General features: G+C 58.0%; 20 protein-coding genes. 6 read left to right on the top strand and 14 right to left on the bottom strand.

Features of this window, described 5'->3' with window-relative positions; translation table 11 throughout:
• Positions 1–113: 113 nt before the first annotated feature.
• The 3 genes from der to ABLN87_RS00550 are packed head-to-tail and all read right to left on the bottom strand — an operon-like array spanning position 114 to position 3659.
• Entirely contained in the window at positions 114–1577 is a 1464-nt protein-coding gene (gene der, locus ABLN87_RS00560; protein ID WP_353006359.1) for a ribosome biogenesis GTPase Der, read from the bottom strand.
• Positions 1578–1625: 48 nt separating this feature from the next.
• The gene (locus ABLN87_RS00555; protein WP_353006357.1) at positions 1626–2948 is read right to left on the bottom strand and encodes a PQQ-like beta-propeller repeat protein; all 1323 of its coding nucleotides are present in this window, start codon (positions 2946–2948) and stop codon (positions 1626–1628) included.
• A 39-nt stretch (positions 2949–2987) separates the two neighbouring features.
• Positions 2988–3659 carry a hypothetical protein gene (locus tag ABLN87_RS00550; RefSeq protein WP_353006355.1) on the bottom strand — a complete coding sequence of 224 codons (672 nt, stop codon included), beginning with the start codon at positions 3657–3659 and terminating at the stop codon, positions 2988–2990.
• A 226-nt stretch (positions 3660–3885) separates the two neighbouring features.
• On the opposite strand from ABLN87_RS00550, the gene ABLN87_RS00545 reads away from it, so the two are divergent.
• A complete protein-coding gene (locus ABLN87_RS00545; RefSeq protein WP_353006353.1) occupies positions 3886–5112 on the top strand; it encodes an efflux RND transporter periplasmic adaptor subunit in 1227 nt (408 codons plus the stop codon).
• A complete protein-coding gene (locus ABLN87_RS00540) occupies positions 5109–8876 on the top strand; it encodes an efflux RND transporter permease subunit (RefSeq protein ID WP_353006350.1) in 3768 nt (1255 codons plus the stop codon). The genes ABLN87_RS00545 and ABLN87_RS00540 overlap by 4 nt, the downstream gene beginning before the upstream one ends.
• Positions 8877–9377: 501 nt before the next feature.
• Here the strand turns inward: ABLN87_RS00540 and ABLN87_RS00535 are convergent.
• Together ABLN87_RS00535 and ABLN87_RS00530 are read right to left on the bottom strand one after the other, a co-directional pair.
• Entirely contained in the window at positions 9378–11183 is a 1806-nt protein-coding gene (locus ABLN87_RS00535; RefSeq protein ID WP_353006347.1) for an ABCB family ABC transporter ATP-binding protein/permease, read from the bottom strand.
• 74 nt (positions 11184–11257) lie between these two features.
• Positions 11258–12574: a LysM peptidoglycan-binding domain-containing protein gene (locus ABLN87_RS00530; protein WP_353006344.1), complete on the bottom strand. Its 1317-nt coding sequence runs from the start codon at positions 12572–12574 to the stop codon at positions 11258–11260.
• A gap of 127 nt (positions 12575–12701) precedes the next feature.
• On the opposite strand from ABLN87_RS00530, the gene ABLN87_RS00525 reads away from it, so the two are divergent.
• Complete coding sequence (locus ABLN87_RS00525; protein WP_353006341.1) at positions 12702–13253, top strand: TIGR00730 family Rossman fold protein; 552 nt, start codon at positions 12702–12704, stop codon at positions 13251–13253.
• Positions 13254–13270: 17 nt separating this feature from the next.
• On the opposite strand, the gene ABLN87_RS00520 is transcribed toward ABLN87_RS00525, so the two are convergent.
• The 3 genes from ABLN87_RS00520 to ABLN87_RS00510 all read right to left on the bottom strand — a co-directional run bounded on the left by ABLN87_RS00520 (position 13271) and on the right by ABLN87_RS00510 (position 15259).
• Complete coding sequence (locus ABLN87_RS00520) at positions 13271–13762, bottom strand: hypothetical protein (protein ID WP_353006339.1); 492 nt, start codon at positions 13760–13762, stop codon at positions 13271–13273.
• A 173-nt stretch (positions 13763–13935) separates the two neighbouring features.
• Positions 13936–14388, bottom strand: a complete 453-nt coding sequence (locus ABLN87_RS00515) for a host attachment family protein (protein WP_353006337.1) — start codon at positions 14386–14388, stop codon at positions 13936–13938.
• A gap of 271 nt (positions 14389–14659) precedes the next feature.
• On the bottom strand, positions 14660–15259 hold the full coding sequence (locus ABLN87_RS00510) for a superoxide dismutase (RefSeq protein WP_170530688.1): 600 nt from the start codon (positions 15257–15259) through the stop codon (positions 14660–14662).
• A 101-nt stretch (positions 15260–15360) separates the two neighbouring features.
• Between ABLN87_RS00510 and ABLN87_RS00505 the strand changes: the two genes are divergently transcribed.
• Positions 15361–16116 (top strand): FkbM family methyltransferase, encoded by a 756-nt coding sequence (locus tag ABLN87_RS00505; protein WP_353006335.1) that lies wholly within the window; start codon positions 15361–15363, stop codon positions 16114–16116.
• A gap of 72 nt (positions 16117–16188) precedes the next feature.
• Here the strand turns inward: ABLN87_RS00505 and ABLN87_RS00500 are convergent, their stop codons facing one another.
• From ABLN87_RS00500 to ABLN87_RS00475, 6 genes are all read right to left on the bottom strand, one after another.
• Positions 16189–16632, bottom strand: coding sequence for a hypothetical protein (locus ABLN87_RS00500; protein ID WP_353006334.1), 444 nt, complete (start codon positions 16630–16632; stop codon positions 16189–16191).
• A 17-nt stretch (positions 16633–16649) separates the two neighbouring features.
• Complete coding sequence (locus tag ABLN87_RS00495; protein WP_353006332.1) at positions 16650–17126, bottom strand: hypothetical protein; 477 nt, start codon at positions 17124–17126, stop codon at positions 16650–16652.
• A gap of 578 nt (positions 17127–17704) precedes the next feature.
• A complete protein-coding gene (locus tag ABLN87_RS00490) occupies positions 17705–18271 on the bottom strand; it encodes a sarcosine oxidase subunit gamma (RefSeq protein ID WP_353006331.1) in 567 nt (188 codons plus the stop codon).
• The gene (locus ABLN87_RS00485) at positions 18264–21278 is read right to left on the bottom strand and encodes a sarcosine oxidase subunit alpha family protein (RefSeq protein ID WP_353006328.1); all 3015 of its coding nucleotides are present in this window, start codon (positions 21276–21278) and stop codon (positions 18264–18266) included. Before ABLN87_RS00485 ends, ABLN87_RS00490 begins: the two co-directional genes overlap by 8 nt.
• Positions 21279–21345: 67 nt before the next feature.
• Entirely contained in the window at positions 21346–21675 is a 330-nt protein-coding gene (locus tag ABLN87_RS00480) for a sarcosine oxidase subunit delta (protein ID WP_353006326.1), read from the bottom strand.
• 61 nt (positions 21676–21736) lie between these two features.
• Positions 21737–22981, bottom strand: coding sequence for a sarcosine oxidase subunit beta family protein (locus ABLN87_RS00475; protein WP_170530698.1), 1245 nt, complete (start codon positions 22979–22981; stop codon positions 21737–21739).
• Positions 22982–23157: 176 nt separating this feature from the next.
• Here ABLN87_RS00475 and ccmI point away from each other — a divergent pair, with 176 nt between their 5' ends.
• Positions 23158–24387: a c-type cytochrome biogenesis protein CcmI gene (gene ccmI / locus ABLN87_RS00470; RefSeq protein ID WP_353006324.1), complete on the top strand. Its 1230-nt coding sequence runs from the start codon at positions 23158–23160 to the stop codon at positions 24385–24387.
• On the top strand, positions 24384–24848 hold the full coding sequence (gene ruvX, locus ABLN87_RS00465) for a Holliday junction resolvase RuvX (protein ID WP_353006323.1): 465 nt from the start codon (positions 24384–24386) through the stop codon (positions 24846–24848). Before ccmI ends, ruvX begins: the two co-directional genes overlap by 4 nt.
• Positions 24849–24857 lie beyond the last annotated feature (9 nt).

The raw sequence follows: 24857 nt of genomic DNA, 5'->3' as shown, positions 1-24857 counted from the left end.
GGATTGCCCGCGTACAAGCAGCGCGCGTAGAAACATATGCACGCAGACGAATGCTAGCGCGGGGAAAAGGCGCTGTCACGCCCCGAGGCTAAAAACGCTGAAAATTGGCGCAGTTACGCCTTACCCTTGAGATGCTTGGCCAAAGCGCCGGCATTTTTCTTGCGCCGTCCCTTATACGGGTTCTTGTCGCCTTGCCCCCGCAGGGTCAGGCGGATCGGCGTGCCGGGCATGTCAAAATCTTCGCGCAAACCATTCACCAGATAGCGGGTGTAGCTGGCGGGCATCTTGTCGGGATGTGAACACATCACCACAAACCCCGGCGGGCGGGTTTTGGCCTGGGTCATATAGCGCAGTTTGATCCGACGCCCCTGGGGCGCTGGTGGCGGGTGCTGCTCCAGCATTGCGGTCAACCAGCGGTTCAACGCAGCTGTGGGCACGCGGCGATTCCAGACGTCATGCGCACGAAGGATCGCAGCACGCAAGCGTTCGAGACCTCGACCCGTCTTCGCCGATACGGTGATCAGGGGTGCACCGCGCAGTTGCGGTAGCAAACGTTCAAAGGACTCTTTCAAGTCACGCAGTTTTTCCTGCTTGTCCTCTTCGATATCCCATTTGTTGACGGCAACGACCACGGCACGTCCTTCGCGTTCAGCAAGGTCAGCGATGCGCAGGTCCTGCTGCTCGAAGGGAATCGCCGCATCCAGAAGGACGACCACAACTTCGGCAAACTTCACAGCGCGCAGACCATCTGACACCGAGAGTTTTTCAAGCTTTTCCTGAACCTTGGCCTTTTTGCGCATCCCCGCCGTGTCGAAAATCCGCATAGGAGTGCTGTCGCCATCGGGATCGGCCCAGTCGATCCGCAGGCTGATCGCGTCGCGGGTAATCCCGGCTTCGGGGCCGGTCAGCAGGCGATCTTCACCGATGATCTTATTGATCAGGGTGGATTTACCAGCATTCGGGCGACCTACGACGGCAACCTGCAAGGGCTTGGCTGCGGTGATCAGAGGTGTTTCGCCCTCGCCTTCCTCATCAAGCTCAATGTCGACGATGGGCGCGTCATCCTCTGCCTTTTCCTCAGCCGCATCTGCCAAGGGCATCAGCTGGGCATAAAGGTCTGTCATCCCCTCGCCATGCTCTCCTGATAGGCGCACTGGCTCACCTAGGCCCAGATTGTATGCTTCCAACACACCCGCATCCGCCGCCGAGCCTTCGGCCTTGTTAGCAGCCAAAATCACGTGTTTTGAGCGTTTGCGCAGGATCTCGGCAAACATTTCATCGGTTGGGGTCAGCCCGGTGCGCGCGTCTATCATGAACAGGCACACATCGGCCATATCCACCGCACGTTCGGTCAAACGGCGCATTCTGCCCTGAAGGCTGTCATCGGTCGCATCCTCAAGACCCGCCGTATCGATCACGGTGAACCGCAGATCGCCCAGCCGCCCTTCGCCTTCGCGCAGGTCGCGCGTCACGCCGGGCTGGTCATCGACCAAGGCCAGACGTTTGCCCACAAGGCGGTTGAACAGGGTGGATTTGCCCACATTCGGGCGCCCCACGATGGCGAGGGTCAGCGACATGTTCTCAACTTTCAAGACTCAAGATGCGCCCTTTAGCGTATCTTTGGGTCAACGAAAAGCGTGTAGATCACCCTTGGTCGAGACGACGTATAATGTCTGGTTGGCCACAACAGGCGTTGTTGTTGCGCCGCCCGGCACCTCGACCTGATTGATCAGCGATCCGTCAACTGGATTGAAGAAGCGCAGATAGCCATCATTGGACGCCACCACAAGACGCCCACCCGCCAAAATCGGGCCATAATGGGCCACAATCGGCCCGCGCCGTCCTGGTCGATCTTTTACAAAACCTGGTAGGTCCTGCGCCCAGATAACGGACCCGTCAGCCGCACTCAGGCGTACCAGCTGGCTACGATCACTGATCAGGAAAATGCTATTGCCTGCAGGCCAGACAGTATCGACCGCGCCTTCATCTGCGGTCCAATTTCGCTCACCCGATGCGGCGTCAAACGCAACCGTGCGGCCCGAGTGGTTTCCGATGTAGATCGTATCGCCGACCACCATGGGGGAACCCGTGACGTCCACGATCTGAGCGGCGGCCCGCCCCCGACGCCCACCAGCAACCGAGGCGTTCCAACGACGGATCCCACCACGACGGAAGGTGGCTGCGATGTCCCCTGATCCGAACGCAAATACCGAAAGGTCCGAGGCAATGACCGGCGCTGGTGCACCCAGAACATTGCCGACGCTCGGGGTGCCTTCGATCTGCCAAGCGATGCGCCCATCCTTGGTTGTGATGGCCCAGCCGGTTTCGTCGCCCGCGACCAGATACAAAAGCCCATCTGACACTAGGGGTGAACCACTGCCTGTTGCGTTCAGGCGATTCTGCCAGCGAACGGCACCAGTTTTGGCGTCCAACGCTGTCAGACGGCCAAAACCCGATGACACGTAAAGAACCCCATCCGCGTAGGCCATGCCACCGCCTGTGGCATCACCGTCTTTATCCGTGGCAGGGATAAGATCCGCAGTCCATGCAACCTGCCCCTGAGGTGTCACCGCCGAAACGGTGCTGGCCGCGTCAAGCGTGTAGATCAGGCCACCGGCGACAACGGGCTCAGCAGTGATGCGCTGCTTGCGCGAGTCGCCTGCACCGATCGAAGCCGACCACACCCGCTGCGGCGCAGCCCGCAACGCGGCATGGGTTGTTCTGAAGGCAGGCGTACCGGGGCTTTGTGACCAGCTGCTATTCGCAGTTTGCGCCGGCAGGCTGATGGGCTGCGACCCTTGCGTTTCGACAGTCTCGGTATCGGATGCGGGCCGGATGTCTTCGCGTGCGCCGGGCAGGATAACCTCGGGCTCTTGGCAGGCAGCCAACGTGGTCAGGGCAATCGCCGCAGCGGGCAGCCCCATGCGGGAGAATACATTTGTTACCATATCAATCCGAACTCGCCTGTCCTTTGTCTTCCCGTCAGCTTAGCCTTGTTGTGCCACTAACGGGTCCGGCTCGCCACCCAAAGCGGTGATCAGTTGCGCGGCGCGCTGCTGCATATCGATCCCGATCTCGGCATCTTGTCGCAGCGCTTGCAGACGATCCAGGGCCGCATCCACATTGCCTTCGGAAATGTCGATGAGCGCCAATTGTTCTTCCGCCAGTAGACGCAGCGGTGCACCAGGGGCGGCCAGCGCCTCAAACTGCAGGCGCCGATCTGCAACTGGCATCGTATCTGTCTGCAGCAAAAGCGCTTTGAAGCTTGCAATCGCGCGATAGATTTCCGGCAGATCCCCCTGCACAGCGATTGCATTCAGGCTGGCTACTGCATCCGGCTCTGAACCGGCTTCGATCTGCGACGCGGACAGCAACATGTTCAAAACCGCCTCACCACCCGCAGATTGTGTCTCAATCCCTTGCAAGCCAGCAGCCCGCGCCGCGGAATCATTCTCGGACAATGCCGCGAGAATCTCATCCCCGAGCGATTGTGCTCGTGCTGTTTCGCGCGCTTTGCGGACCTCATTGAAGGCCGCGCCACCCACGATCAAGATGACAGCAACAACACCAACCCAGCCCCAGCGGCGCAACAGCAGGTACATCCGGTCGCGCCGGACCTCTTCTGTGACCTCATCGATGAAACTGTCGGTATCGCTCATCCCTGCCCCCGGGCTGTTTTGTCTTGCATTCGTGCGCCATGTCATACCCCGCCGCCACGGCCAAGCCAAGAGCCGGATTTCGCACGATCTTGATGCCAGAGTCCGCCCTTGCGAAAAAAAGTGAACCGAACTATTCAGTTCAGCGTAGAAAATCCACATGCCGAACCCCATCTACAGGCATGAATGTCAGATATTTTCTGATGCGGAACTCTGGGAGTACCACTTTATGCGGTTGATTTCATTCATCAACGCCCTTCTGGTGATTGTTGCCTTATATTTTCTGGTTTTTGAGCGCGACTCGCTATTTGCATTTGCCGGGCGCGACGACGCGGATGCGCCTGCCGCCGCTGAGGGTGAAAACCCGGACGCCGCAGCCGAAGACGCGGTGCGCGTGGTGGCTATTCGCTCGCAAGCGCGCGAGATCGACAGCGCCGTTCTGTTGCGCGGCGAAACACAAGCGAACCGTCAGGTTGAAGTGCTGGCCGAAACCACATCGACCGTTGTGTCAGAACCCAAGCGGCGCGGCGCCTTTGTCGAAAGCGGCGATCTGCTGTGCGAACTTGATCCCGGCAGCCGTCCCGCCAGCTTGGCCGAGGCGATGGCCCGGAAGCTGGAAGCGGAAAGCCGTATCCCTGAATCCGAAGCGCGCCTGGAAGAGGCTCACGCCCTTGTCGCCGAAGCCGAGATCAACCTGACTGCAGCCCGGAAACTGTCGGAAACCGGGTTCGGTTCAGAAACCCGCCGCATCTCAAGCGAAGCTGCGATGAGCAGCGCCGAAGCGGGCATCAAGTCTGCGGAAGCCGGGTTGGAAGCCACCCGTGCAGGGATCGAAGCTGCTGCTGCCGAAGTTGAGGCCGCTCAGCGTGAGATCAACCGCCTGACCATAGACGCCCCGTTCCGAGGTCTGCTAGAAAGCGACACGGCGGAACTTGGCAGCTTGATGCAGCCTGGCTCTCTTTGTGCCACGGTAATTCAGCTGGACCCGATCAAGTTGGTCGGATTTGTACCCGAGACCGAGGTCAATCGCGTGCAAGTCGGTGCTGAAGCATCTGCACAGCTGGTCACGGGCCGACAGGTTGAAGGCCGCGTGACATTCCTTAGCCGTTCAGCGGATGAAACCACCCGCACCTTCGAGGTGGAAATCACCGTGCCCAACGCGGACCTGACCATCCGCGATGGACAAACCGCCACGATTCGCATTGCCGCCGAAGGGGCCAAGGCACATTTGCTGCCTCAGTCAGCATTGACGCTGAATAACGAGGGCCAATTGGGCGTTCGGACGGTCGGAGCGGGGAATATTGTCGATTTTGCACCCATCCGCGTGCTGCGCGACACGGCCGAGGGCGTTTGGGTTGGCGGATTGGCAGAAACCGTTGATATTATCGTTGTCGGACAGGAATTCGTGATCCGGGGCGTCACTGTCGCCCCAACCTATCAGGAAGCGTCGCAATGACAGGTGTTGTCGCATGGGCCGCTGATCGGGCCCGAATGGTTCTGGCCTTTATCGCCATCTCGCTGGTCATCGGCGGCTTTGCCTATGTGAACCTGCCGAAAGAAGGCGAGCCGGATATCGACATCCCGATGCTCTTTGTCTCTACCCAGTTTCCGGGCATCTCAGCAGAGGACAGTGAGAGCCTGCTGATCAGACCAATGGAAACCGAGATGGCCGATCTCGACGGGCTGGACTCGATGACCGCCACCGCCGCCGAGGGCTACGCGGGCATCCTCTTGGAGTTTGAGTTCGGCTGGGACAAATCCGCTACCATCGCAGATGTGCGCGATGCGATGAACAGTGCGCAGGCGGATTTCCCCGACGGGGCCGAACAATATACGATTACCGAGGTCAACTTCTCGGAATTTCCCGTCGTCATCGTCAACTTGACCGGCGCGGTGCCGGAACGCACGATGGCGCGCGTCGCCAAAGACCTGCAGGATGAGCTGGAGGCACTGGATTCAGTGCTTGAGGCCGGGATCGCCGGCAATCGGGACGAGCTACTGGAAGTCATAATCGATCCGTTAAGGCTCGAAGCCTACAACGTCACTGCAGCTGAGTTGATTGATGTTGTTCGCAACAACAACCAGCTGATCGCAGCCGGTGAAGTTGATACTGCACAGGGCACATTCTCAGTCAAAATCCCTTCATCCTTTAAAACCCCGGGGGACGTGTATGGCCTTCCGATCAAGGTCAATGGTGACCGGGTAATCACGTTGGGAGAGCTGGCCGAGATCAACTATACCTTTGAAGACCGCGAAGGCACGGCCCGTTTTGACAATGTGCCAACTGTTGCCTTGCAGGTGGTCAAACGCAAAGGGTTCAACCTGATCGACACGGTCGAACAGGTCAAAGCTACCGTAGCCGAAGCGCAAAGCAAATGGCCGCCTGAGCTGCAAGCTGCAGTCGATGTAGGCACGTCGAACGACCAAAGTCGGATCGTCGGTTCCATGGTCAGCCAGCTGGAAGGCTCGGTTCTGACGGCGATTGCGCTGGTGATGATCGTGGTTCTGGCCTCGCTGGGCACCCGTGCCGCCCTGCTGGTGGGTTTTGCGATTCCGACCTCGTTCCTGCTGTGCTTTGCCTTTCTCGCCGCCATGGGTGTGACGATTTCGAACATGGTTATGTTCGGCTTGATCCTGGCGGTTGGGATGCTGGTCGACGGGGCCATCGTAGTGGTCGAATACGCCGACAAGCGCATCAAGGAAGGCGTGGGGCCTATGCATGCCTATGTCGAGGCTGCCCAGCGGATGTTCTGGCCCATCGTGTCCTCAACGGCCACAACGCTCTGTGCCTTCCTGCCGATGCTGTTCTGGCCGGGTGTACCGGGTGAGTTCATGAAGATGCTGCCCGTGACGCTGATCTTTGTCCTGTCAGCCTCGCTGATCGTTGCCCTGGTCTATCTGCCCGTGGTGGGCGGCGTGTCAGGACGGCTGAGCCGTATCTTCGACCGTTCGTCTAACTGGCTACGCGCACGCACCCCATGGTGGTTGCGGGCTGTTCTGGTTCTGCCGACCTTTTACCTTGTGTTTCTGGGTGCCATGCAAATGGTCAATCCCGACTACCTGTCGCCCACAGGTGGGCGGATCCTCGGCGCGTTTTTGATGATGATTGGGGCGTTTAGTGGCTCGGTCGCCTTGGGTGCGGCCAAGATCCAGCGCGCACCTGATTCCAAGGTTCATACAGCCAAGGAGCACACGCCTTTTGGCTATGTCATCAAGTTCATCGTGGGCAATCCGATCATGCCCATCGTGTCCATCGGCGCCGTTGTCTTTGCGGTCATCACGGTGATGTCGATCTTTGGTGAAAACAATCGCGGTGTTGAGTTTTTCGTTGAAAGCGAACCGGAACAGGCTACCGCCTATGTACGTGCACGTGGGAATCTGTCTCTTGATGAAAAAGACGCCATGGTGCTGGCAGCAGAACAGGTCATTGCCGCGCATCCAGCGGTTATCAATGTGTTCTCATTTGCGGGCGAAGGCGGCCTGAATCAGAATAATGGAGGGGCCGAAGCCCCGGCAGACACGGTTGGTCGCGTCCAGTTCGAAATCATCCCATGGGAAGATCGCCCCAATGTACACGAGCCCATTCTGGGCGGCTTGTTTGATCGTCATTCCGTGGCCCCCGAGTATGACGGCGACTTTGTCCTGGAAGAGCTGGGGGCTCAACTGGCCGAACTGCCGGGATTCGTTGTCGAAATTGCGGCGCTAGAACAAGGCCCCGCCTCGGCCAAGCCCGTGCATCTGCGGATCAAGGGTGACAATTGGGACAGCTTGACCGCAGCCACCAACGCCGCACGCGCGCAGTTCGATACGACACCCGGTCTGATCAAGGTTGAAGACACCCTGCCCCTGCCCGGCATCGACTGGCAGATCGATGTGGACGTTGCCAAAGCGGGCCGTTTCGGCGCCGATGTGGCGACCGTTGGCGCGATGGTTCAACTGGTCACACGTGGCATTCTGCTGGGAGAGATGCGCCCTGACAGCACGGATGAAGAAATCGAAATCCGCGTTCGCCTGCCCGAGGAAGATCGGGTGCTTTCAACGCTGGATACCTTGAAAGTCCGTACGCCTGACGGGTTGGTGCCCTTGTCGAACTTTGTCACGCGCCAACCGGTGCCCAAACTGGCCGAGATCAACCGCATTGATCAGGAGCGCTACTACGATGTCAAAGCGGATGTTGAACCGGGCCTAAGCAAACTGTTTGTGGACGGCAGTGACGGCACCGAACAGCGTCTGGCCGTGGTCCGCGCTCTCGAGGACGGCACAGAGCCTACCGCATCAACCCTGACCATGCCGGATGGCAAGCGGTTCGATCTGGTGATGCTGACGGGTGCAGCTTCGATTGACGAGCTGCGCACAGCCATCGACGATGGTGAAGCGCGGACCAGCCTGATCAACCCGAACGAGCGGATCGCTGTTCTGACCGAGTGGCTGGACACAAGCCCCTTCGACCCTGCGATCAGCTGGGAATGGACCGGCGATCAGGAGGATCAAGCCGAATCCGGGGCCTTCCTGATGAATGCCTTCGCTGGTGCGTTGGGTTTGATGTTCGTGATCCTACTGGCACAGTTCAACAGCTTCTACAACTCGATCCTGGTTCTGCTGGCCGTGGTCCTGTCCACCACCGGGGTACTGATCGGGATGCTGGTGATGGAGCAACCCTTCTCGATCATCATGACCGGCACCGGGATCGTGGCGCTGGCGGGGATTGTGGTGAACAACAACATTGTTCTGATCGATACCTATCAGGAATACAGCCGCTATATGCCGCGTATTGATGCGATTGTTCGCACGGCCGAAGCCCGGATTCGCCCAGTTCTGCTGACCACCCTAACCACCATGGCGGGCCTGACGCCGATGATGTTTGGCCTGTCTCTGGACTTCATCAATGGCGGCTACACAATCGACAGCCCGACCGCGTTGTGGTGGAAGCAGCTGGCAACTGCCGTGGTCTTCGGGTTGGGCATCGCAACGGTTCTGACGTTGATTGTCACGCCCTCGATGCTGGCGCTGCGCGTTTGGGTGACCACCTACGCGATCTGGTTTGGCAGGGTGCTGGCACGCGTCACCACCGGCCGCTCTAGCCAGATCGCGCAGGATATGGCCATCGGGCGCAGCGCGCGCGCCATGCAAGCAACCGAGCTTGTTTGGACAGATCCACCCGCAGCAGCGGACAAAACGCCAGACGCACCACCCGGTGCACCGTTGAAAGCTGCGGAGTAAATCAAAAGGGCCGGATCAACCGGCCCTTTTTTGCATCAATGTAGGGTTTACTAAGTGCTTCCGTTCAGGATCATCAACTACCGCCCGCCGGGAGGTATCCAAATCTGCCCGCACTTAGGGTTGTCTAAGCAGGCGATTCCGCTCAATATGTTTTGAGCAATGCTTGCTGCAGAATTTTCGTCGCTATTCGATCTGGCTTCGCGGGCCCGAGACCCGACATCCCGAGCATTTGTCCGACCCCTATCATCTCCAGTTCGGTTTTTGTGTCCCTTTCGCTCATGGTGACCCTGATCCCAGTTAGCACTGGCTTGATAGGTCTCTACCGTGGCCGGTGCCGCTTCAGAGTTCAGAGCGGTAAACTGAAATGAAGCAGCCAGCAAAATGACAATGACAGCTCGCGTAAGTGATCCGATCATGACTAATCCAGTTATTGAGCCAATGCTCATAGAACAAAGATGAACATTCCTCAGATTGCCTGCAACCCGGTAATAGTAGTTACTTTTAGGCAGCCTGAGTATCTGATTGCTGGCGGCTCCAAAGCTGCGCATAACGCCCTTCATGCGCCAACAATGCATCATGTGTGCCCTGTTCGATAATCTCGCCGCTTTCCAGAACCACGATCTGATCCGCCTCAGCAATCGTGCTGAGCCTATGGGCAATCGTGATAACTGTGCGCCCCTCACCCGCGCGGGCCAAGGCATCTTTTATCTCTTGCTCGGTGTCAGTATCCAGCGCCGAGGTCGCCTCGTCCAGCAGCAGAATGGGTGGGTTCTTAAGCAGCGTCCGGGCGATGCCAACGCGCTGCTTCTCACCGCCTGACAGTTTCAACCCGCGCTCACCAACCTTGGTATCGTACCCCTCGGGCAGAGAGGTGATGAACTCATGTATCTGCGCTGCGCGTGCGGCCTCTTCTACATCCGCCTGCGTCGCGCCGTCCCGTCCATAGGCGATGTTGTAACGGATGGTGTCATTGAACAGGACAGTATCCTGCGGCACCACACCGATAGAGGCATGTAGGCTGTCCTGCGTCACATCGCGAACATCCTGGCCATCAATCTTCAGCGATCCGCCGGTGACGTCGTAGAAGCGAAACAACAAACGCCCGATGGTCGATTTCCCCGACCCGGTGGCGCCCACAATGGCCACAGTCTGCCCGGCAGGAACAGTCAAAGATACGCCTTTGAGGATCTCGCGCTCTGCCTCATAGCCGAAACGCACATCCTGCAAGGTAACCTCACCCCCGTTGACCTGAAGGTCGGGCGCCGCGGGCTTGTCTTCGACCTCGGCAGGCTGTTCCAACAAATCAAACATCTGCCCCATATCAACCAAAGACTGCCGGATTTCGCGGTACACTGTGCCCAGAAAGTTCAGTGGAACGGTGATCTGAATCATGTAGGCATTCACCATCACAAAATCGCCCACGGTGAGTGAGCCGTTTTGCACCCCGACGGCGGCCAGCAACATGACACCGATCAGGCCACAGGTGATCAGTAAGGACTGGCCGAAATTCAGAAATGCCAATGAATAGGCTGTTTTTAACGCCGCCCCGGCATAGGCTTTCATCGACACATCGTATCGTTCAGCCTCACGCGTTTCGGCGTTGAAGTACTTGACGGTTTCGAAGTTCAACAGGCTGTCGATGGCGCGCTGGTTCGCTTCGGTATCCTGGTCGTTCATCTCGCGCCGCAGTTTCACGCGCCATTCGGTGACCGCGAAGGTGAACCAGATGTAAAGTGCGATCGTCACGGCGACGACGACCAGATACCAGACATCAAACAGCCACATCAGGATGATGGCAACCAACAGCAATTCCAGAATCAACGGCCCGATTGAGAACAGCAGGAACCGCAGCAGAAAGTCGACCCCTTTGACGCCACGCTCGATAATCCGGCTAAGCCCACCGGTACGGCGGGAGACGTGATATCGCATCGAAAGCTGATGGATATGCTGGAAGGTCTCTAGCGCCAGCGCGCGCAGGGCCCTCTGACCCACTGGTGCAAAGGCTGCATCCCGTAGCTGCTGAAAGCCCACTGTCATCATCCGCGCGACACCGTAGGCAACTGTCAAGCCGACTGCGCCCAGCGCCACGGGTGGCACCCCTTCGCCTGCCAGCGCATCGACCGCCCCTTTGTACAGGATCGGCGTATAAACAGCGATCAGCTTGGCCAGCACCAGTAAGGCCATCGCAATGACCACCCGGCGTTTCACCCAGGGCTCGTCATCCGGCCACAGGTAAGGTGTTACTTTCCGGATCGTCCGCCAGCCCGAGCGGCGTTCGTCGATCTCGGCCATTTCGTCAGAAGTCATCGGGGCCGTCCGTCTCATCACGTGCCTTATCTGCGGTCAGAGATATCGTCTGGCCCTCAAAGGGCCAGAAGTTTTTATTCGGGGATCGTGAAAATCTGCCCCGGATAGATCAGATCAGGATCACGGATCAGATCGCGGTTGGCATCGAACAGGCGCACATACAGGACACCATCACCAAAACGTTCACGCGAAATCGCCCACAAGGTATCCCCTTTTTGCACGGTGACCTGGCGGATAGGGGGTGTTTCAGCGGCGGCATCCGCGGTTGTCGCGGCGTCTGCCGCTTGCAGAACTTCGACAGGCTCGCGCTTGAACGGCGTCTCAAGGCGACTGACAACGGTACCATCGGTGCCGACCTCATCAACGCGCAGGGTGTAAACACCGGGTTCAATCCCCTGCAACTCACCTCTCCAATTGCCGCCTGCCTCAGGCGTAACATCCGCAACCAGACGGTTGTTCAGATAGAGGCGCACAGCTGAGCCTTCGGTGACCCGGCCCGTCAACTGAACGTCGCCCTTATCCGAATAGCCGATCGTATCCAGTTCCACTTGCTCGGGCTCTGTCGTGTCCGTCGATGGAGATTGAACCAGTTCGACCCCTTCTTCGCCCGAGCGCAGCACGGCCACTTGCTGATCCTCTGATGTGGCTTCAGCCTGTGAAACGCTTTCCGCCGGAGCCTCAGCAACCTCAGTATCCGCAGGCTGCAGTGGTTGTTCCCCAGCGTCTGCGGTGTCAGAGGCATCAGACGGGGCTGCAGTGTCGGCCCCGTTATTCTCGGGTGTTACGGAAGGCTCGGCGCTGGCGACCTGCTCTTCTTCAACAGGTTTCGGCAGGGCCGCAATCAGGTAGTCATCGGATTGGGCAGTCACCGCACCATCAGACGTTTCCAACACCAATCCCCGCGCAACCTCACTGAACGGGATCGAAACAAATTCGGCGAACTGTCCGGTATTGTCGACCGTAAAGCTGTGCACGGCTTCACCATCCAGCAAAACCCGAACCTCACTCCCGGGCGCAGCCTCACCCGAGAGGAGTGCATTGCCGTCTTTCTCGACGAAAATCTGATCCAAAACCGGAGCGGTTATCTGAGGTGTTTCTGCCCCTTCTTGCGCGAGATTCTCTGCGTCGCCATCCGCATCGATATCGGGCGCGGTGTCAGGTTCCGCATCGGTTGGAGCGTTTGTCTCGGTGTCCGCCGCCTGTGCGCTCGGCTCTGATGCTTCGGGCGCAGGCGCAGCAGCCGTTTGTTCCTGAGGCGCATCCGCTTGGTCCGGCGCGCTGTCAAATGCACCGGACAGGTACGCCCCGCCCAAGCCCAACAGCGCGACTATTGCGGCAACGACCCCCCAAATGAAATTGCCCGAACTTCCGTTTCCCGACTTGGCGTCCATTGTTTTCCTTTCACCCCGCAGCACAAACACATGGTTTCTGAATGTGTTCAGGCGGACAGTTGAGCCAATTTATCAATCCCGCTATCACGGGTCAAAACCTCTGACACAACCCCGGAGCGCCAAATTCATGTCTCAGAAGTCTGTCTGTGTGTATTGCGGGTCACGCGATGGCGCTATCAAAGCCTATGCCAGCGCGGCCCAATCGCTTGGGACTCTGCTGGCGCGCGAGGGCTGGCGGCTGGTCTATGGCGCCGGTGATGTCGGCCTTATGGGAGAGGTTGCACGCGCGGCTCAAACCGCAGGCGGAGAGACGTTTGGGGTCATACCCGTGCATCTGGTTCAACGCGAGGTCGGCAAGACCGACCTGACCCATTTCGTGATCACCGAAACTATGCACGAGCGCAAGAAAGTGATGATCATGAACGCTGACGCGGTGGTTGTTCTGCCCGGTGGCCCCGGATCGCTGGACGAGTTGTTCGAAGCACTCACATGGCGGCAGCTGGGCTTGCACGACAAACCCATTGTTGTGGTGAATGTTGACGGCTATTGGGACGCCCTGAAAATGCTTCTGGAACAGATGACCAGTCAAGGCTTCGCAGACACATCTTTGATCGAATTGATCACCTGGGTCGAGACATCGGATGCAGCAATCTCGAAATTGCGCGCGTTGATGGGCTAACGCGCGCAGTCTTAGGATCAGTCACCCCCACCAAGGTCATTGATACTTCCCGTCATCAGGCAGTAGGACGTCCCGTTGATACAGATGTCATCGATCATCAACGCAACATTCTGAAGCTCGGTCACATCGGGTCCGGCAAGCTGCTGAACGGAAAAACTCAATTTTTCGCCGGTTTGTTTTGGGCCGCTCAATTCCAGGACCACTCCGACCTCTTCGCCATCTACTATGCCAGTCAATGCTGCGTTGGGCGGATCAGAGGCCAGATCATTCTCGCCTTTTGACCAATTGTCGATCATCGCTGATAAGGGCAAGGTTTTCGTGTCGCGATAGGGTCGATCAGAAAAGGCCAAAACCGAACCATCCACACCGTCTAAGGTGAGAACCCCATCTGAGATTTGCGCCGAGTTGGCCAGTTCAACGACCAGAAAGCTCTCGGGCTTCTGGTCTTCAGCCCAGGCAGCGCTAGATACAATGCACGATGCCAAGGCGGCTACTACGATCTTGTTCATATGTCTTTTCCTTTTTACGAAAAATGGCGCCGATGTCCGCGTATCGAACCACACCTCGAACAATTACCCTATGGGTTGATACCGCGGATGAACCTTAGCGCCTGAGTGGCGGAGAAGTTAACCCCGCACACCTCAGTTTTTCATGAAATCTGGATTAAGAGTCGCTTAGTGGCTCAGGCAGGCCGCGCCAGCTTGGAAATCAGCACTCGTTCAACTTTGTGCAACGGATGGTTTGTCAGTGTCTTGTCGACCTCCGCCACGACCTTGGCCAGCACCTCACTGTGCAGCCGCCGGCGCAAAAGCCCTAGAACATGCGGGCTTGCGACTAGAACAAGGCGTTTGTAAGCACCCTTCAGCCCCTTGCGATTCAACAAAGTTGCCAATTCCTGCACAAACAGAGACTTGGCATGAGTTTTCCAGGACGCATCATTCAAGGCTGACTTCTGGTTGGGTCCGCCATCATTGCGCCGCCCTGCCCGGTCAGAAGGTTGCGCAGCTGGCATGTCTGCCTCTTCGACTGAAACAACAACCAGATTGGGGTCTTCGGCATCAGTTATGTTCTCCATGAACAATGCCTTCTCTCCATCTGCGACAATGACCCAAGTTCCCTGTGAAAGTGCGACCATCGAGATCTCCTGTTATGACGTTTTCTGCGACGCATCCCTCGTCAATCAGGCGGGGTTGGTTCCCACGTTGCCGGACGAATCCGGCGCCTTGCCTGTCTTTTGGTATGTGGTTTGCGGCTCTCCCGGTCCGCTTCACCTTAGGTAAGCACTGCAGGGCCGCATTCAATCCCGTCTCAGCATGAAACTTCGTTTATGAACGGTTGTTCGCAGCAAAAAGGCCTGCCAGCGTCTCCGCCAGCAAGCCCTTAAACGCCCGTAATCGGGTCAGACACTACATGCGCGATGCGACGTTTTCCCAGTTCACCAAATTGTCGAGGAAGTTCGATAGGTAAACCGGGCGCTTGTTGCGGAAGTCGATGTAGTAGCTGTGCTCCCACACGTCACAGCCCAACAGCGCGGTCTGACCAAAGCACAGCGGGTTCACGCCGTTTTCCGTCTTGGTCACGGCCAGCGAGCCGTCAGCGTTTTTCACCAGCCACGCCCAGCCCGAACCGAACTGACCGGCACCCGCAGCGCTGAACTGCGACTTGAACTCGTCAACAGAGCCAAAGCTCTCGGTCAGCGCTTTTTCCAGCTCACCGGGCATCGCGTTGCCATCCGGGCCCATCATCTCCCAGAACTGGTTGTGGTTCCACAGCTGGCTGATGTTGTTGAAGATACCGTTCTGCGCCACGGCATTGGCATCATAGGTACCGACAATGATCTCTTCCAGCGACTTGCCGTCCCACTCTGTGCCCGCGATCAGTTTGTTGCCGTTATCGACATAGGCCTTGTGGTGCAGGTCGTGGTGAAATTCCAGTGTTTCAGCGGACATACCCTTGGCTGCCAGCGCGTCATGTGCATAAGGAAGATCAGGAAGTTCAAAAGCCATGTCGGCCCCCTGTTGAAATGAATGTTGCGGTTTCCAAAGGTTAAATGCTTTGGCAAGCGCCGCAGGTCAAGGGCCACGACAAGAAAACCGAAAGGTCCGCGATGCGAACAAAGGCACGCAAGATGTTCTACCGCGCGCGCGGATACTATACGGGCAATCTGAAGGGCGAGGCTTTTCGCCTTGATCCGTACCATTCAAAATTCTGGCGCGAAGCAGGCGATGGAACATGGGAGCCCGAAACGTTCAAGGTCCTCGACAGATTTCTGACGCCCGATAGCGACTATCTTGATATCGGGGCCTGGATCGGCCCGACGGTTCTGTATGGGGCCCGCAAAGCCCGGCATGTCTATTGCTTTGAGCCTGATCCAGCGGCCTACCGGTTTCTGGCGTGGAATCTGGACCTGAACCAGATCAGAAATGTCTCTGCTTTCGCTGTCGCCTTGTCCGACACGTTTGGCGTGGCCAGAATGGCCTCTGTCTGGGGCGAGCCCGGGGACTCGACCACATCCCTGCTGCATGACGAAGCCCATGGGAATGACGCGCTGACGATCACATGGGAGCAGTTCCAGTCGACCTGTGATCTGTCAAAGGTTTCACTGGTCAAGATGGATATTGAAGGGGCCGAGTTTTTTGTTCTGCCGACGTTGATACCCTGGCTCAAACAGCACCGCCCGCCGTTGCTACTCTCAACACATGCGCCATTGCTGAGCGAGGAAGAGAGATCAGACAGGATGAAGTACCTGTCCGATCTACTGTCCTTCTATCATACGTGCCAGCGAGAGGGCACCGGATCAGATCGCTCGATGACAGATGAGAGCGCCTTGACCGGCTTTCAGACGTATCTGTTCACATCCTAGTGATCTGAGAAACCGCCGGCGGGGATCATCGGGAAGAACGCTCAAAACGCTCCTCCCTCAACGACCAGCGTATCAGTACAACGAGTGTGTATTCACCACTTTGCAACTGCCGACACCGCTAGGTCGGTTCGTCACATTCGCCTGCGGGAAGCGCGCGACCATCTCAAATTCATTGGTCTGCGGGTTCAACATAACGGTGTAGGAAAGACGTACTTGGCCACCCGCGCTGGCCATCAGGCTGACCCGCCAATTCATCTGGTATTCACCGCGTCGATTAACCTTGAACTTGGTGTCTTTGGGTTGCTGCTCGTTCCGACCCGCCACTCTATTGTCCTCGCGGATCGCCCCATCATAAGCCCGGGCACGCTTGTTTGCAGCATCAACGCTTAGCCAAACCTCGGGGGGAATCCATCCACGCGCTTCCATGCTATGAAGCTCGCACTCATAATTCACCACTTCGGCTTGCGCTGCAGCGGCAAATACAGACAAACCTATCGCAAGAAGTTTCCTTTTCATTTTTCGGCACCTTTTTATCAGCTGGATGGCGTGGGAATTTGTTTGCATTTTCCTCGAGCAAAACCGTCTCGCGGCAGGTATGCACTGTGTGAGGTTGACCGCGCGGTTGCCTTCAAAGTCCGGCGGTCCAGAAACACCGTGAACTCTTGAGTGAGCAGATCGATCGCATCAATACGCGACTCATTCGAAGCGTAGCTTCTGCCGGTTGCTGAATAGACATAGTCCTGCCCGACCCAAGCAATTGACAAATTTCGAATACTGTCGCGCTTGACCCTAGCAGGACCCGGCCGCGTATCGATATCCGGTATCTCGATCTCATGTATGTAGGCGGAACGGCCATATTCATCGACCGAAAACGCCAGGGATTCGGGTGTCGGCTTGTTGACAAGGCCAGGGCCAAACTTGCACTCATAGGTCTCTGTGAAGGTTTGAGAAACCGAGATGGCCGGTATGGACAAAAGTCCTAGTGCCAATACAAATGCTATCTTATTCAAAGTATTACTCCGTTCTTTCCATTTCTAGTATTGCACTTCAACACACGTGCCATTGGCCTTCCCGTCATGTGAAGCTTGTACATTCGATTTCGAACTGGCTATTGCCTTCATCGTCTGACGATCCAAGAAAATCGATTTCTGTTGATTGAGGCCGATCGTTTCGGCGTATCTATACCGCGCATTTCGACTTCATGTAGAAGAGCTGATTGCCTTCGTGCATCAATTGAAAAAACAACACGGGTCGGAGTTGGCCTATTTGCCAAGCCATTGCCAAAAACGCATTCAAACGACTCTGAATAGGTCTCGGCGATAGTCACGTTGGGTATAGTTGAGACGGCGATTAAGCCGCCTACGAATAGTCTAGAGAATTTCATAACAAAGTTTTTGTGTTTTAGCCTTCTAGAGATCGCTACTCTAGTCAGCTGGCACCCGCAATAGGAGAATTCTCGCGGAGACATTCGCGACAGAATCTGTTGTGCACCTCACACGCACAATGCGCTGTGAGTTGGCACAAAAAATCATGGCCGCTTGTCTAGGACAAGGCGGCCATTGACTGAGCCATCAGATATGCGGACTGGTCAGTAAACTCCGACCTCACTGCCAGGCTGTGCCGCAACCTTGAGCAGTTTGAACACGTAGTCCGCAGCCGAACGGAAGCAGACCACGCGGAAGCTGTCGGCGTCATCCATCCAGAATGCCCCTGCCACCTGCGCCAAGCGCGAGCGGCGGATTTGTCCGGGCTGGAACGCATCGCCCGAGAAATCCACCGGTGCAACCTTGCCCATCACCTCGCGCGCATTGGCACCTGAGACCCGGAACACGGCACGCGCGTCCGAGACGTTCACTGCCAAAGCGTGGGTTCCGCCAAGTGCATTGTTCATCGCGGCCAGTTTGGCCTCGACCTCGGCATACGGGACCAGCACCAGCAATTCGTCCGGGGACATCCAGCAGACGCCAGTATCGCCACTCACCAATGCCTCATGCTGACCGGGCACTTTTTGCCCGGTGGCGTCTTTGATCGCTTTGGCCAGCACCTTGTCGGATTGGTTGCCGCGCAGGGTGATCATGCCCTGCAGTCCGCATTCCTCGATCTTGGCGATGCCGTCATAGCTTGCGTGATTCAGGGCGCTGATGGGTTCAGACATTCTGCTTCTCCCCGTCTTTGTCATAGAAGATCGGATCTACGATCTTGGCTTTGTAGATTTTGCCGTCGGTGCCTGGGAACTCGACAATCTCCCCCATCCGATCGGGCCCATGCTTGATCAGACCCATGGCGATGCCTTTGCCCAGATTGGCCGAGTAGTAGGTCGAGGTGACACGCCCGATCATATTGCGCTGACCGTTGGCGTTGACGCCCTCACCCACCGCATAAGCGCCATCTGGGATGACGGAACCATCCACAGTCTCCAGCCCCACCAGTTTCCAACGGTCCGGGTCGGCCATGTGGCTGCGCGAATGGGCGCGTTTGCCCAGATAGTCCTCTTTCTTCTTGGACAGAGCCCAATGCAGCCCAAGATCCTGCGGGATCACTGTGCCGTCGGTCTCATCCCCGATCATGATAAAGCCCTTCTCGGCCCGCAGGATGTGCAGACATTCGGTGCCATAAGGCATCACACCGAACTCTTTACCTGCCTCCATCAGCGCATCCCAGAACGCCTGACCCCGGCTGGCAGGAACGGCGATTTCATAGGACAACTCACCCGAGAACGAGATGCGGTAGGCACGGCAATCGAAGTCGCCGATCTTGCCATCGCGCCATTCCATGAAGGGCAGCGCCTCTTTACTGACGTCCATGCCACCCAGCTTCTCAAGCACCTTGCGGGCATTGGGGCCGACTACGGCGACCTGAGCATACTGCTCGGTCACGTTGGCAACGTAGACTTTCCAGTCCCACCATTCGGTTTGCAGCCATTCTTCCATATGACCATGGATACGCTCGGCCCCGCCGGTGGTGGTGTGGCACAGCCATGTATCCTCATCGATCCGCGCGACAACGCCGTCGTCGATCAGGAAGCCATTCTCGGAACACATCAGCCCATAGCGGCATTTGCCGATCTTCAGCGTGGACATCATGTTGGTGTACATCATGTCCAGGAACTTGCCCGCATCCGGGCCCTTGACGATCAGCTTGCCCAGCGTCGAGGCGTCCAGCAGGCCGAGGTTTTCGCGGGTGTTCCTCACCTCGCGATTCACCGCATCATGCACGGATTCATCGGGACGGACATAGGCATAGGTCCGGCGCCAATGGCCGACAGGCTCCCAATCGGCACCGTTCTTGTCATGCCAATTGTGCATCGGCGTTTGACGGATCGGCTGGAAGACTTCGCCACGCGCTTCGCCACCAATCGACGCCAGCGAGATCGGCGTGTAGGGCGGACGGAAGGTGGTGGTGCCAACCTTCGGAATCTCCGAGTCCAACGCATCAGCAAGGATCGCCAGGCCGTTGATATTGCTCAGCTTACCCTGATCTGTCGCCATGCCCAGCGTGGTATAGCGCTTGGTATGTTCAACGCTTTCATAGCCTTCGCGCGCAGCCAGTTGAACGTCCGAGACCTTCACGTCGTTCTGGAAATCCAGCCAGGATTTGGCCCGCAGCTGGATTTCCGCATTGGCGGGCATCAGCCAGACGGGTTCCATCGGTGCCTCAGCGGTGGTTTCACCCTCTGGGGCCTTGGCGCGTTTGGCTTGGTGCCCGGCTGCTTTCGCCGCCGCTTTGCCCGCGGCATCCGCGTCGGCCAGAACTTCACCCAGCGCAAGAGGCCCGTTCGAACTGCCTGCGGCCAGCACGAAACCTTCGCCATCGGCTCCACGCGGGGGACGTGCGGGATCGGGGCGGAAATGGGCGTTTGCCTCATCCCAGATCAGCTTGCCGCCGCAATGCGACCACATGTGCACAACCGGGGACCAGCCACCAGACATGGCAACTGCATCGGCCTCAACCTCTTCACGCGCGCCGCCGACGCCTTCTTGATTGCAGATGGCAACTTTCTTGACACGCTTGCCACCTTTGACCTTGGCAATCGCCTTGCCGGGATCGACACGAATACCCAACTGGCGGGCCTCTTCGGCCAACGGACCTGCCGCGGCACGGGCATCGACCACACGCAACACGTCAACACCCGCCTGTTTCAGGATGATCGCGGTGCGGTAAGCGTCGTCATTGTTGGTTGCAACGATCACGCGCTGGCCCGGGGTCACGCCCCAGTTCACAACGTAGTCACGCATGGCAGAGGCCAGCATGACGCCCGGCACATCGTTGCCTGCAAAGGACAGGGGGCGCTCAATCGCACCCGTCGCGGTGACGACCTGCTTGGCGCGGATGCGCCACAGACGATGACGCGGGCCCTGGGTGCCAGGTTTGTGGTCAGTCAGACGTTCATAGCCCAGCACATAACCATGGTCGTAAACCCCTGCGCCCATACAACGGGCGCGCATGGTGACGTTGTCCATTGCCTCAAGCTCGGAAACCAATTGTTCCACGAACTTATCCACAGGCTCGCCATTGATGGTGCCGCCATCAACCGGAGCGCGACCACCCCAGTTTGCAGTCTGTTCGATCAGCATGACCTTGGCACCGGAGGCCGCCGCCACCTTGGCCGCTTGCAGACCCGCCACACCGCCACCGATCACCAGCACATCGGTGAAGGAATAGAAATGTTCATAGGTATCCGCATCGCGGCTATCCTTATCGGGCGCTTTGCCCAGACCGGCGGACTGGCGGATGAACGGCTCGTAGACGTGTTTCCAGAACGGTTTCGGATGGATGAACGTCTTGTAGTAGAACCCGGCAGGCAGGAACCGCGCAAATGCAGTATTGACCGCACCGATATCGAATTCCAGGTTTGGCCAGTGGTTCTGCGAGATCGCCGTCAGACCGTTGAACAGCTCGGTCGTGGTGGCGCGCTGGTTCGGCTCGAACCGGTTGCCCTGCCCCAGCCCGACCAAAGCATTTGGTTCTTCCGCTCCGCTGGCGACCATGCCGCGCGGGCGGTGGTACTTGAACGACCGGCCAACCATCATCTGATCATTGGCCAGCAGAGCCGAGGCCAGCGTATCGCCTTCGAAGCCCTGCATCGAGGTGCCGTTGAAGGAGAAGGTAACCTTTTTCGACCGGTCAATCAGCCGGCCTTGTTTTGCGAGACGGGTGCTCATTGTGCGGACCTTTCGCAGGTGGAGGCGTCTGAGCCCCCGGCGGTAGTATTTTGGAAAAGATGAAGCATCAGGAGAACTCTCTCCACGACCATCCGGGGCGTTTGGCTGTGATGGCGTCCTTGACCTCTTGCGGCGGTTCAGTGGTCTGTGCCGGATAAGTTCCGTAGACCTCAAGTGTTTCCGTGTCGCGGGCCGCGATGAACCATTTGCCGATGCCATAGGCGTGCAACCACAGTTCGAAATGCACACCGCGCGCGTTTTCGCGGGTGAACATGTAGCCTTCAAACTCCTCATCCGAGGAGCCCGGGCCAAAGCGTTTACGATGCGCTTCGCCGCCACAATGGAGTTCGGTTTCATCCAGCATGGCGCCGGTGAAGGGACATTGAAGTGTCAGCATGATGCGATCTCCTCGAAGACGCAGAGGTGAGACAACAGGATTTCGGTGAACTGTGAACGCATCAGTGCGCCACCCCGGCGGCAACGCTTTCGTCGATAAAGCGGCCCTCCTTGAAGCGGTCCATCGTGAAGGCTTCGGTCAGTGGCGAATGGCCCGTGGCCATAAGCTGCGCCATGCCCCAGCCCGAGCCTGGAATGGCCTTGAAGCCACCGGTGCCCCAGCCGCAGTTGATAAAGCAGTTACCCAGAGGTGTGGTCGACAGGATGGGCGAGCGGTCACCGGTCATATCCACGATCCCACCCCACTGACGCAGCATTTTCAGGCGTGAGATCATCGGGAAGGTCTCGATCAGAGCGCGCACGGTTTCTTCGATATGGTGGAAGCTGCCGCGCTGGGTGTAGTTGTTGAACCCATCGGTCCCGCCACCGATCACCATTTCACCCTTGTCGGACTGGCTCATATACCCATGCACAGTGTTGGCCATTACAACCACGTCCATACAGGGTTTGATCGGCTCAGACACCAGCGCCTGCAGCGCCACGGCTTCCAGCGGCAGACGGAAGCCTGCCATCTCGGCCAGCTGACCCGAATGGCCCGCGACGACGATGCCCAGCTTGTCACAGTCAATTGCGCCCTTGGTGGTATCGACGCCAACGACGCGGCCATTTTCCGACCGAACCCCGGTGACCTCGCATTTCTGGATGATATCCATGCCCATGGCAGAACACGCACGCGCATAGCCCCAGGCCACCGCATCGTGGCGCGCGGTACCACCGCGTTCCTGCCACAGAGCCCCCAGAACCGGATAACGCGGGCCATCGATATTGATGATCGGCACCAGCTGTTTGACGCGCTCAGGCCCGATCCATTCGGTTTTCACCCCTTGCAGGGCATTTGCATGCGCCGTGCGCTGGTAACCCCGAATTTCGTGCTGGGTCTGCGCCAGCATCATTACGCCGCGCGGGCTGAACATCACGTTGTAGTTCAGGTCCTGGCTCAGATCCTCATAGAGGCTGCGCGCCTTTTCGTACAAAGCGGCCGATGGGTCCTGCAGATAGTTCGACCGGATGATGGTCGTATTCCGACCGGTGTTGCCACCACCCAGCCAGCCCTTTTCGATGATCGCTATATTCTGGATGCCGTAGTTCTTGCCCAGATAGTAGGCCGTCGCCAGACCATGCCCCCCCGCACCGACGATAATCACGTCATAACGTTTCTTGGGTTCAGGGGACCGCCACGCGCGTTCCCATCCTGTGTGATAGCGCAACGCTTCGCGCGCAACAGCAAAGGCTGAATAGTGTTTCATATGCGAATCCATCCGGTTCGGTGATTGGGCGCAGATATGCCTTGAAGCGGCAGAATATCTCTGCCGCACAACGCCACAATATCGCACTATTGCGACATGTCGTCCATTCGCGGCCATTTGTCCCTTTTGTCAAACGACTGGCGGGTCTAAGTCAGATCAGCTACTTCGGAGGAGCCATGACGTTCTGGGTTCTGATACTGTCCATCGCGCTGCTGATCGCAGCCTTTCTAAGCTACAGCTTGCTCCGTGGTCGCCGCGATGCAGAGCCCGCCGCAGCTTATGACCTTCGTGTCTATAGGGAACAACTGGTGGGCGTTGACCGCGATCTGGCCCGCGGCGTTATTGGCGAGGCAGATGCCGAGAGGGTGCGCACCGAAATCTCTCGCCGTATTCTGGCGGCAGACGCCCAGATGAACAAAAAGACTTCCGAGGTCGGTCCTTCGCGGGTCCTGTCCTTGATTGTGATTGGCGGACTGGCACTGATACTCGTCGGCGGTGCGGCATTTATGTACCAACGTCTAGGTACAGTAGGTTTGCCGGATATGCCGCTTCAGGCGCGGATCGAATTGGCGGAAGACGTCCGCGAGAACCGGCCATCGCAAGCCGTCGTCGAAGAAATGACACCTGCGCCTCCGCCAAGGCAGTTGGATGAAAGTTATACCAATCTTCTCGGTCAGTTACGCGAAACAGTTGCAGCGCGCCCGGACGATCTGCAGGGGCAGATGCTGCTGGCACAACATGAAACAAATGCCGGGAATTTTCGCGCGGGGTATGCAGCGCAACAGCGGGTGATTGAACTGTCAGGCGACGCGGCAACAGCTGACGCTTATGCGGATCTTGCTGAAATGATGATTTTGGCCGCGAATGGTTATGTCTCACCCGAGGCCGAACAGGCCCTTTCGCACGCCCTGGATCGCGATCCGAACCACGGCCCCGCGCGATACTACTCTGGTCAGATGCTGGCACAAATCGGTCGCCCGGACATCGCGTATCGCGTCTGGATCGAAACCTTGCGCGATGCCCCTGCGGGTGCGCCATGGGCCGAGGCGATCCGGGCCCAATTGGATGACCTTGCCTGGCGCGCAGGTGTTTTCAATGCACCCGAAACTGTCCCGGTACCAGGACAATCTGGTCCCAGCCAAGAGGATGTGGCTGCTGCTGCCGACCTTACGCCGGAAGAACGGCAGGAAATGATTCAAGGCATGGTGAACCAACTGTCGGATCGTTTGGCGACCGAGGGCGGCACCCCCGAAGAATGGGCGCGCCTGATCGCAGCACTCGGCGTTCTGGGACAAGCCCAACGCGCCATCGATATCCGCGACGAGGCCGTGAACGTATTTGCTGGCAACACCGCCGCCTTGCAATTGATCGACGCCGCGGCGCTGCAGGCGGGTATTGCCCAATGATCCATGATGAGTTCGGGGGTTTTGCCGCATCACTGGCGCCGATGACCGCGCTGATGGGTCTGGATCTTGGCGAAAAGACGATCGGTGTCGCTGTATCAGACCGGATGCGCGGTGTGGCAAGCCCGCTTGAAACCGTGCGCCGCAAAAAGTTCACCCTCGATTCCGCCCGATTGCTTGAGTTGATCGCCGACCGAGAGATCGGTGGCATCATCCTGGGCCTGCCCAAAAACATGGACGGAACAGAAGGTCCCAGGTGCCAGTCGACCCGCGCCTTTGCCCGCAACCTGTCGCGTCTGACCGAATGCCCCATCGGCTTCTGGGATGAACGCCTCAGCACGGTTGCGGCAGAAAAGGCACTGTTAGAGGCGGATACGACACGAAAACGTCGCGGACAGGTTATTGATCATGTCGCAGCGGGTTATATCCTTCAAGGAGCGCTCGACAGGTTGAGCTTTTTGTAACGGGTCGGA

Origin of the sequence: Ruegeria sp. SCP10, assembly GCF_040329495.1 — a bacterium.
Classification (GTDB): Bacteria; Pseudomonadota; Alphaproteobacteria; order Rhodobacterales; family Rhodobacteraceae; genus Ruegeria.
Note: the sequence above shows the minus strand (reverse complement) of the source record. Positions and strands in the feature narration are given on the sequence as shown.

Bases quoted from the DNA above. Each gene is read 5' to 3' on its own strand.
- der (WP_353006359.1), bottom strand. From the start codon at position 1,577: ATGTCGCTGACCCTCGCCATCGTGGGGCGCCCGAATGTGGGCAAATCC.
- ABLN87_RS00555 (WP_353006357.1), bottom strand. From the start codon at position 2,948: ATGGTAACAAATGTATTCTCCCGCATGGGGCTGCCCGCTGCGGCGATT.
- ABLN87_RS00550 (WP_353006355.1), bottom strand. From the start codon at position 3,659: ATGAGCGATACCGACAGTTTCATCGATGAGGTCACAGAAGAGGTCCGG.
- ABLN87_RS00545 (WP_353006353.1), top strand. From the start codon at position 3,886: ATGCGGTTGATTTCATTCATCAACGCCCTTCTGGTGATTGTTGCCTTA.
- ABLN87_RS00540 (WP_353006350.1), top strand. From the start codon at position 5,109: ATGACAGGTGTTGTCGCATGGGCCGCTGATCGGGCCCGAATGGTTCTG.
- ABLN87_RS00535 (WP_353006347.1), bottom strand. From the start codon at position 11,183: ATGACTTCTGACGAAATGGCCGAGATCGACGAACGCCGCTCGGGCTGG.
- ABLN87_RS00530 (WP_353006344.1), bottom strand. From the start codon at position 12,574: ATGGACGCCAAGTCGGGAAACGGAAGTTCGGGCAATTTCATTTGGGGG.
- ABLN87_RS00525 (WP_353006341.1), top strand. From the start codon at position 12,702: ATGTCTCAGAAGTCTGTCTGTGTGTATTGCGGGTCACGCGATGGCGCT.
- ABLN87_RS00520 (WP_353006339.1), bottom strand. From the start codon at position 13,762: ATGAACAAGATCGTAGTAGCCGCCTTGGCATCGTGCATTGTATCTAGC.
- ABLN87_RS00515 (WP_353006337.1), bottom strand. From the start codon at position 14,388: ATGGTCGCACTTTCACAGGGAACTTGGGTCATTGTCGCAGATGGAGAG.
- ABLN87_RS00510 (WP_170530688.1), bottom strand. From the start codon at position 15,259: ATGGCTTTTGAACTTCCTGATCTTCCTTATGCACATGACGCGCTGGCA.
- ABLN87_RS00505 (WP_353006335.1), top strand. From the start codon at position 15,361: ATGCGAACAAAGGCACGCAAGATGTTCTACCGCGCGCGCGGATACTAT.
- ABLN87_RS00500 (WP_353006334.1), bottom strand. From the start codon at position 16,632: ATGAAAAGGAAACTTCTTGCGATAGGTTTGTCTGTATTTGCCGCTGCA.
- ABLN87_RS00490 (WP_353006331.1), bottom strand. From the start codon at position 18,271: ATGTCTGAACCCATCAGCGCCCTGAATCACGCAAGCTATGACGGCATC.
- ABLN87_RS00485 (WP_353006328.1), bottom strand. From the start codon at position 21,278: ATGAGCACCCGTCTCGCAAAACAAGGCCGGCTGATTGACCGGTCGAAA.
- ABLN87_RS00480 (WP_353006326.1), bottom strand. From the start codon at position 21,675: ATGCTGACACTTCAATGTCCCTTCACCGGCGCCATGCTGGATGAAACC.
- ABLN87_RS00475 (WP_170530698.1), bottom strand. From the start codon at position 22,981: ATGAAACACTATTCAGCCTTTGCTGTTGCGCGCGAAGCGTTGCGCTAT.
- ccmI (WP_353006324.1), top strand. From the start codon at position 23,158: ATGACGTTCTGGGTTCTGATACTGTCCATCGCGCTGCTGATCGCAGCC.
- ruvX (WP_353006323.1), top strand. From the start codon at position 24,384: ATGATCCATGATGAGTTCGGGGGTTTTGCCGCATCACTGGCGCCGATG.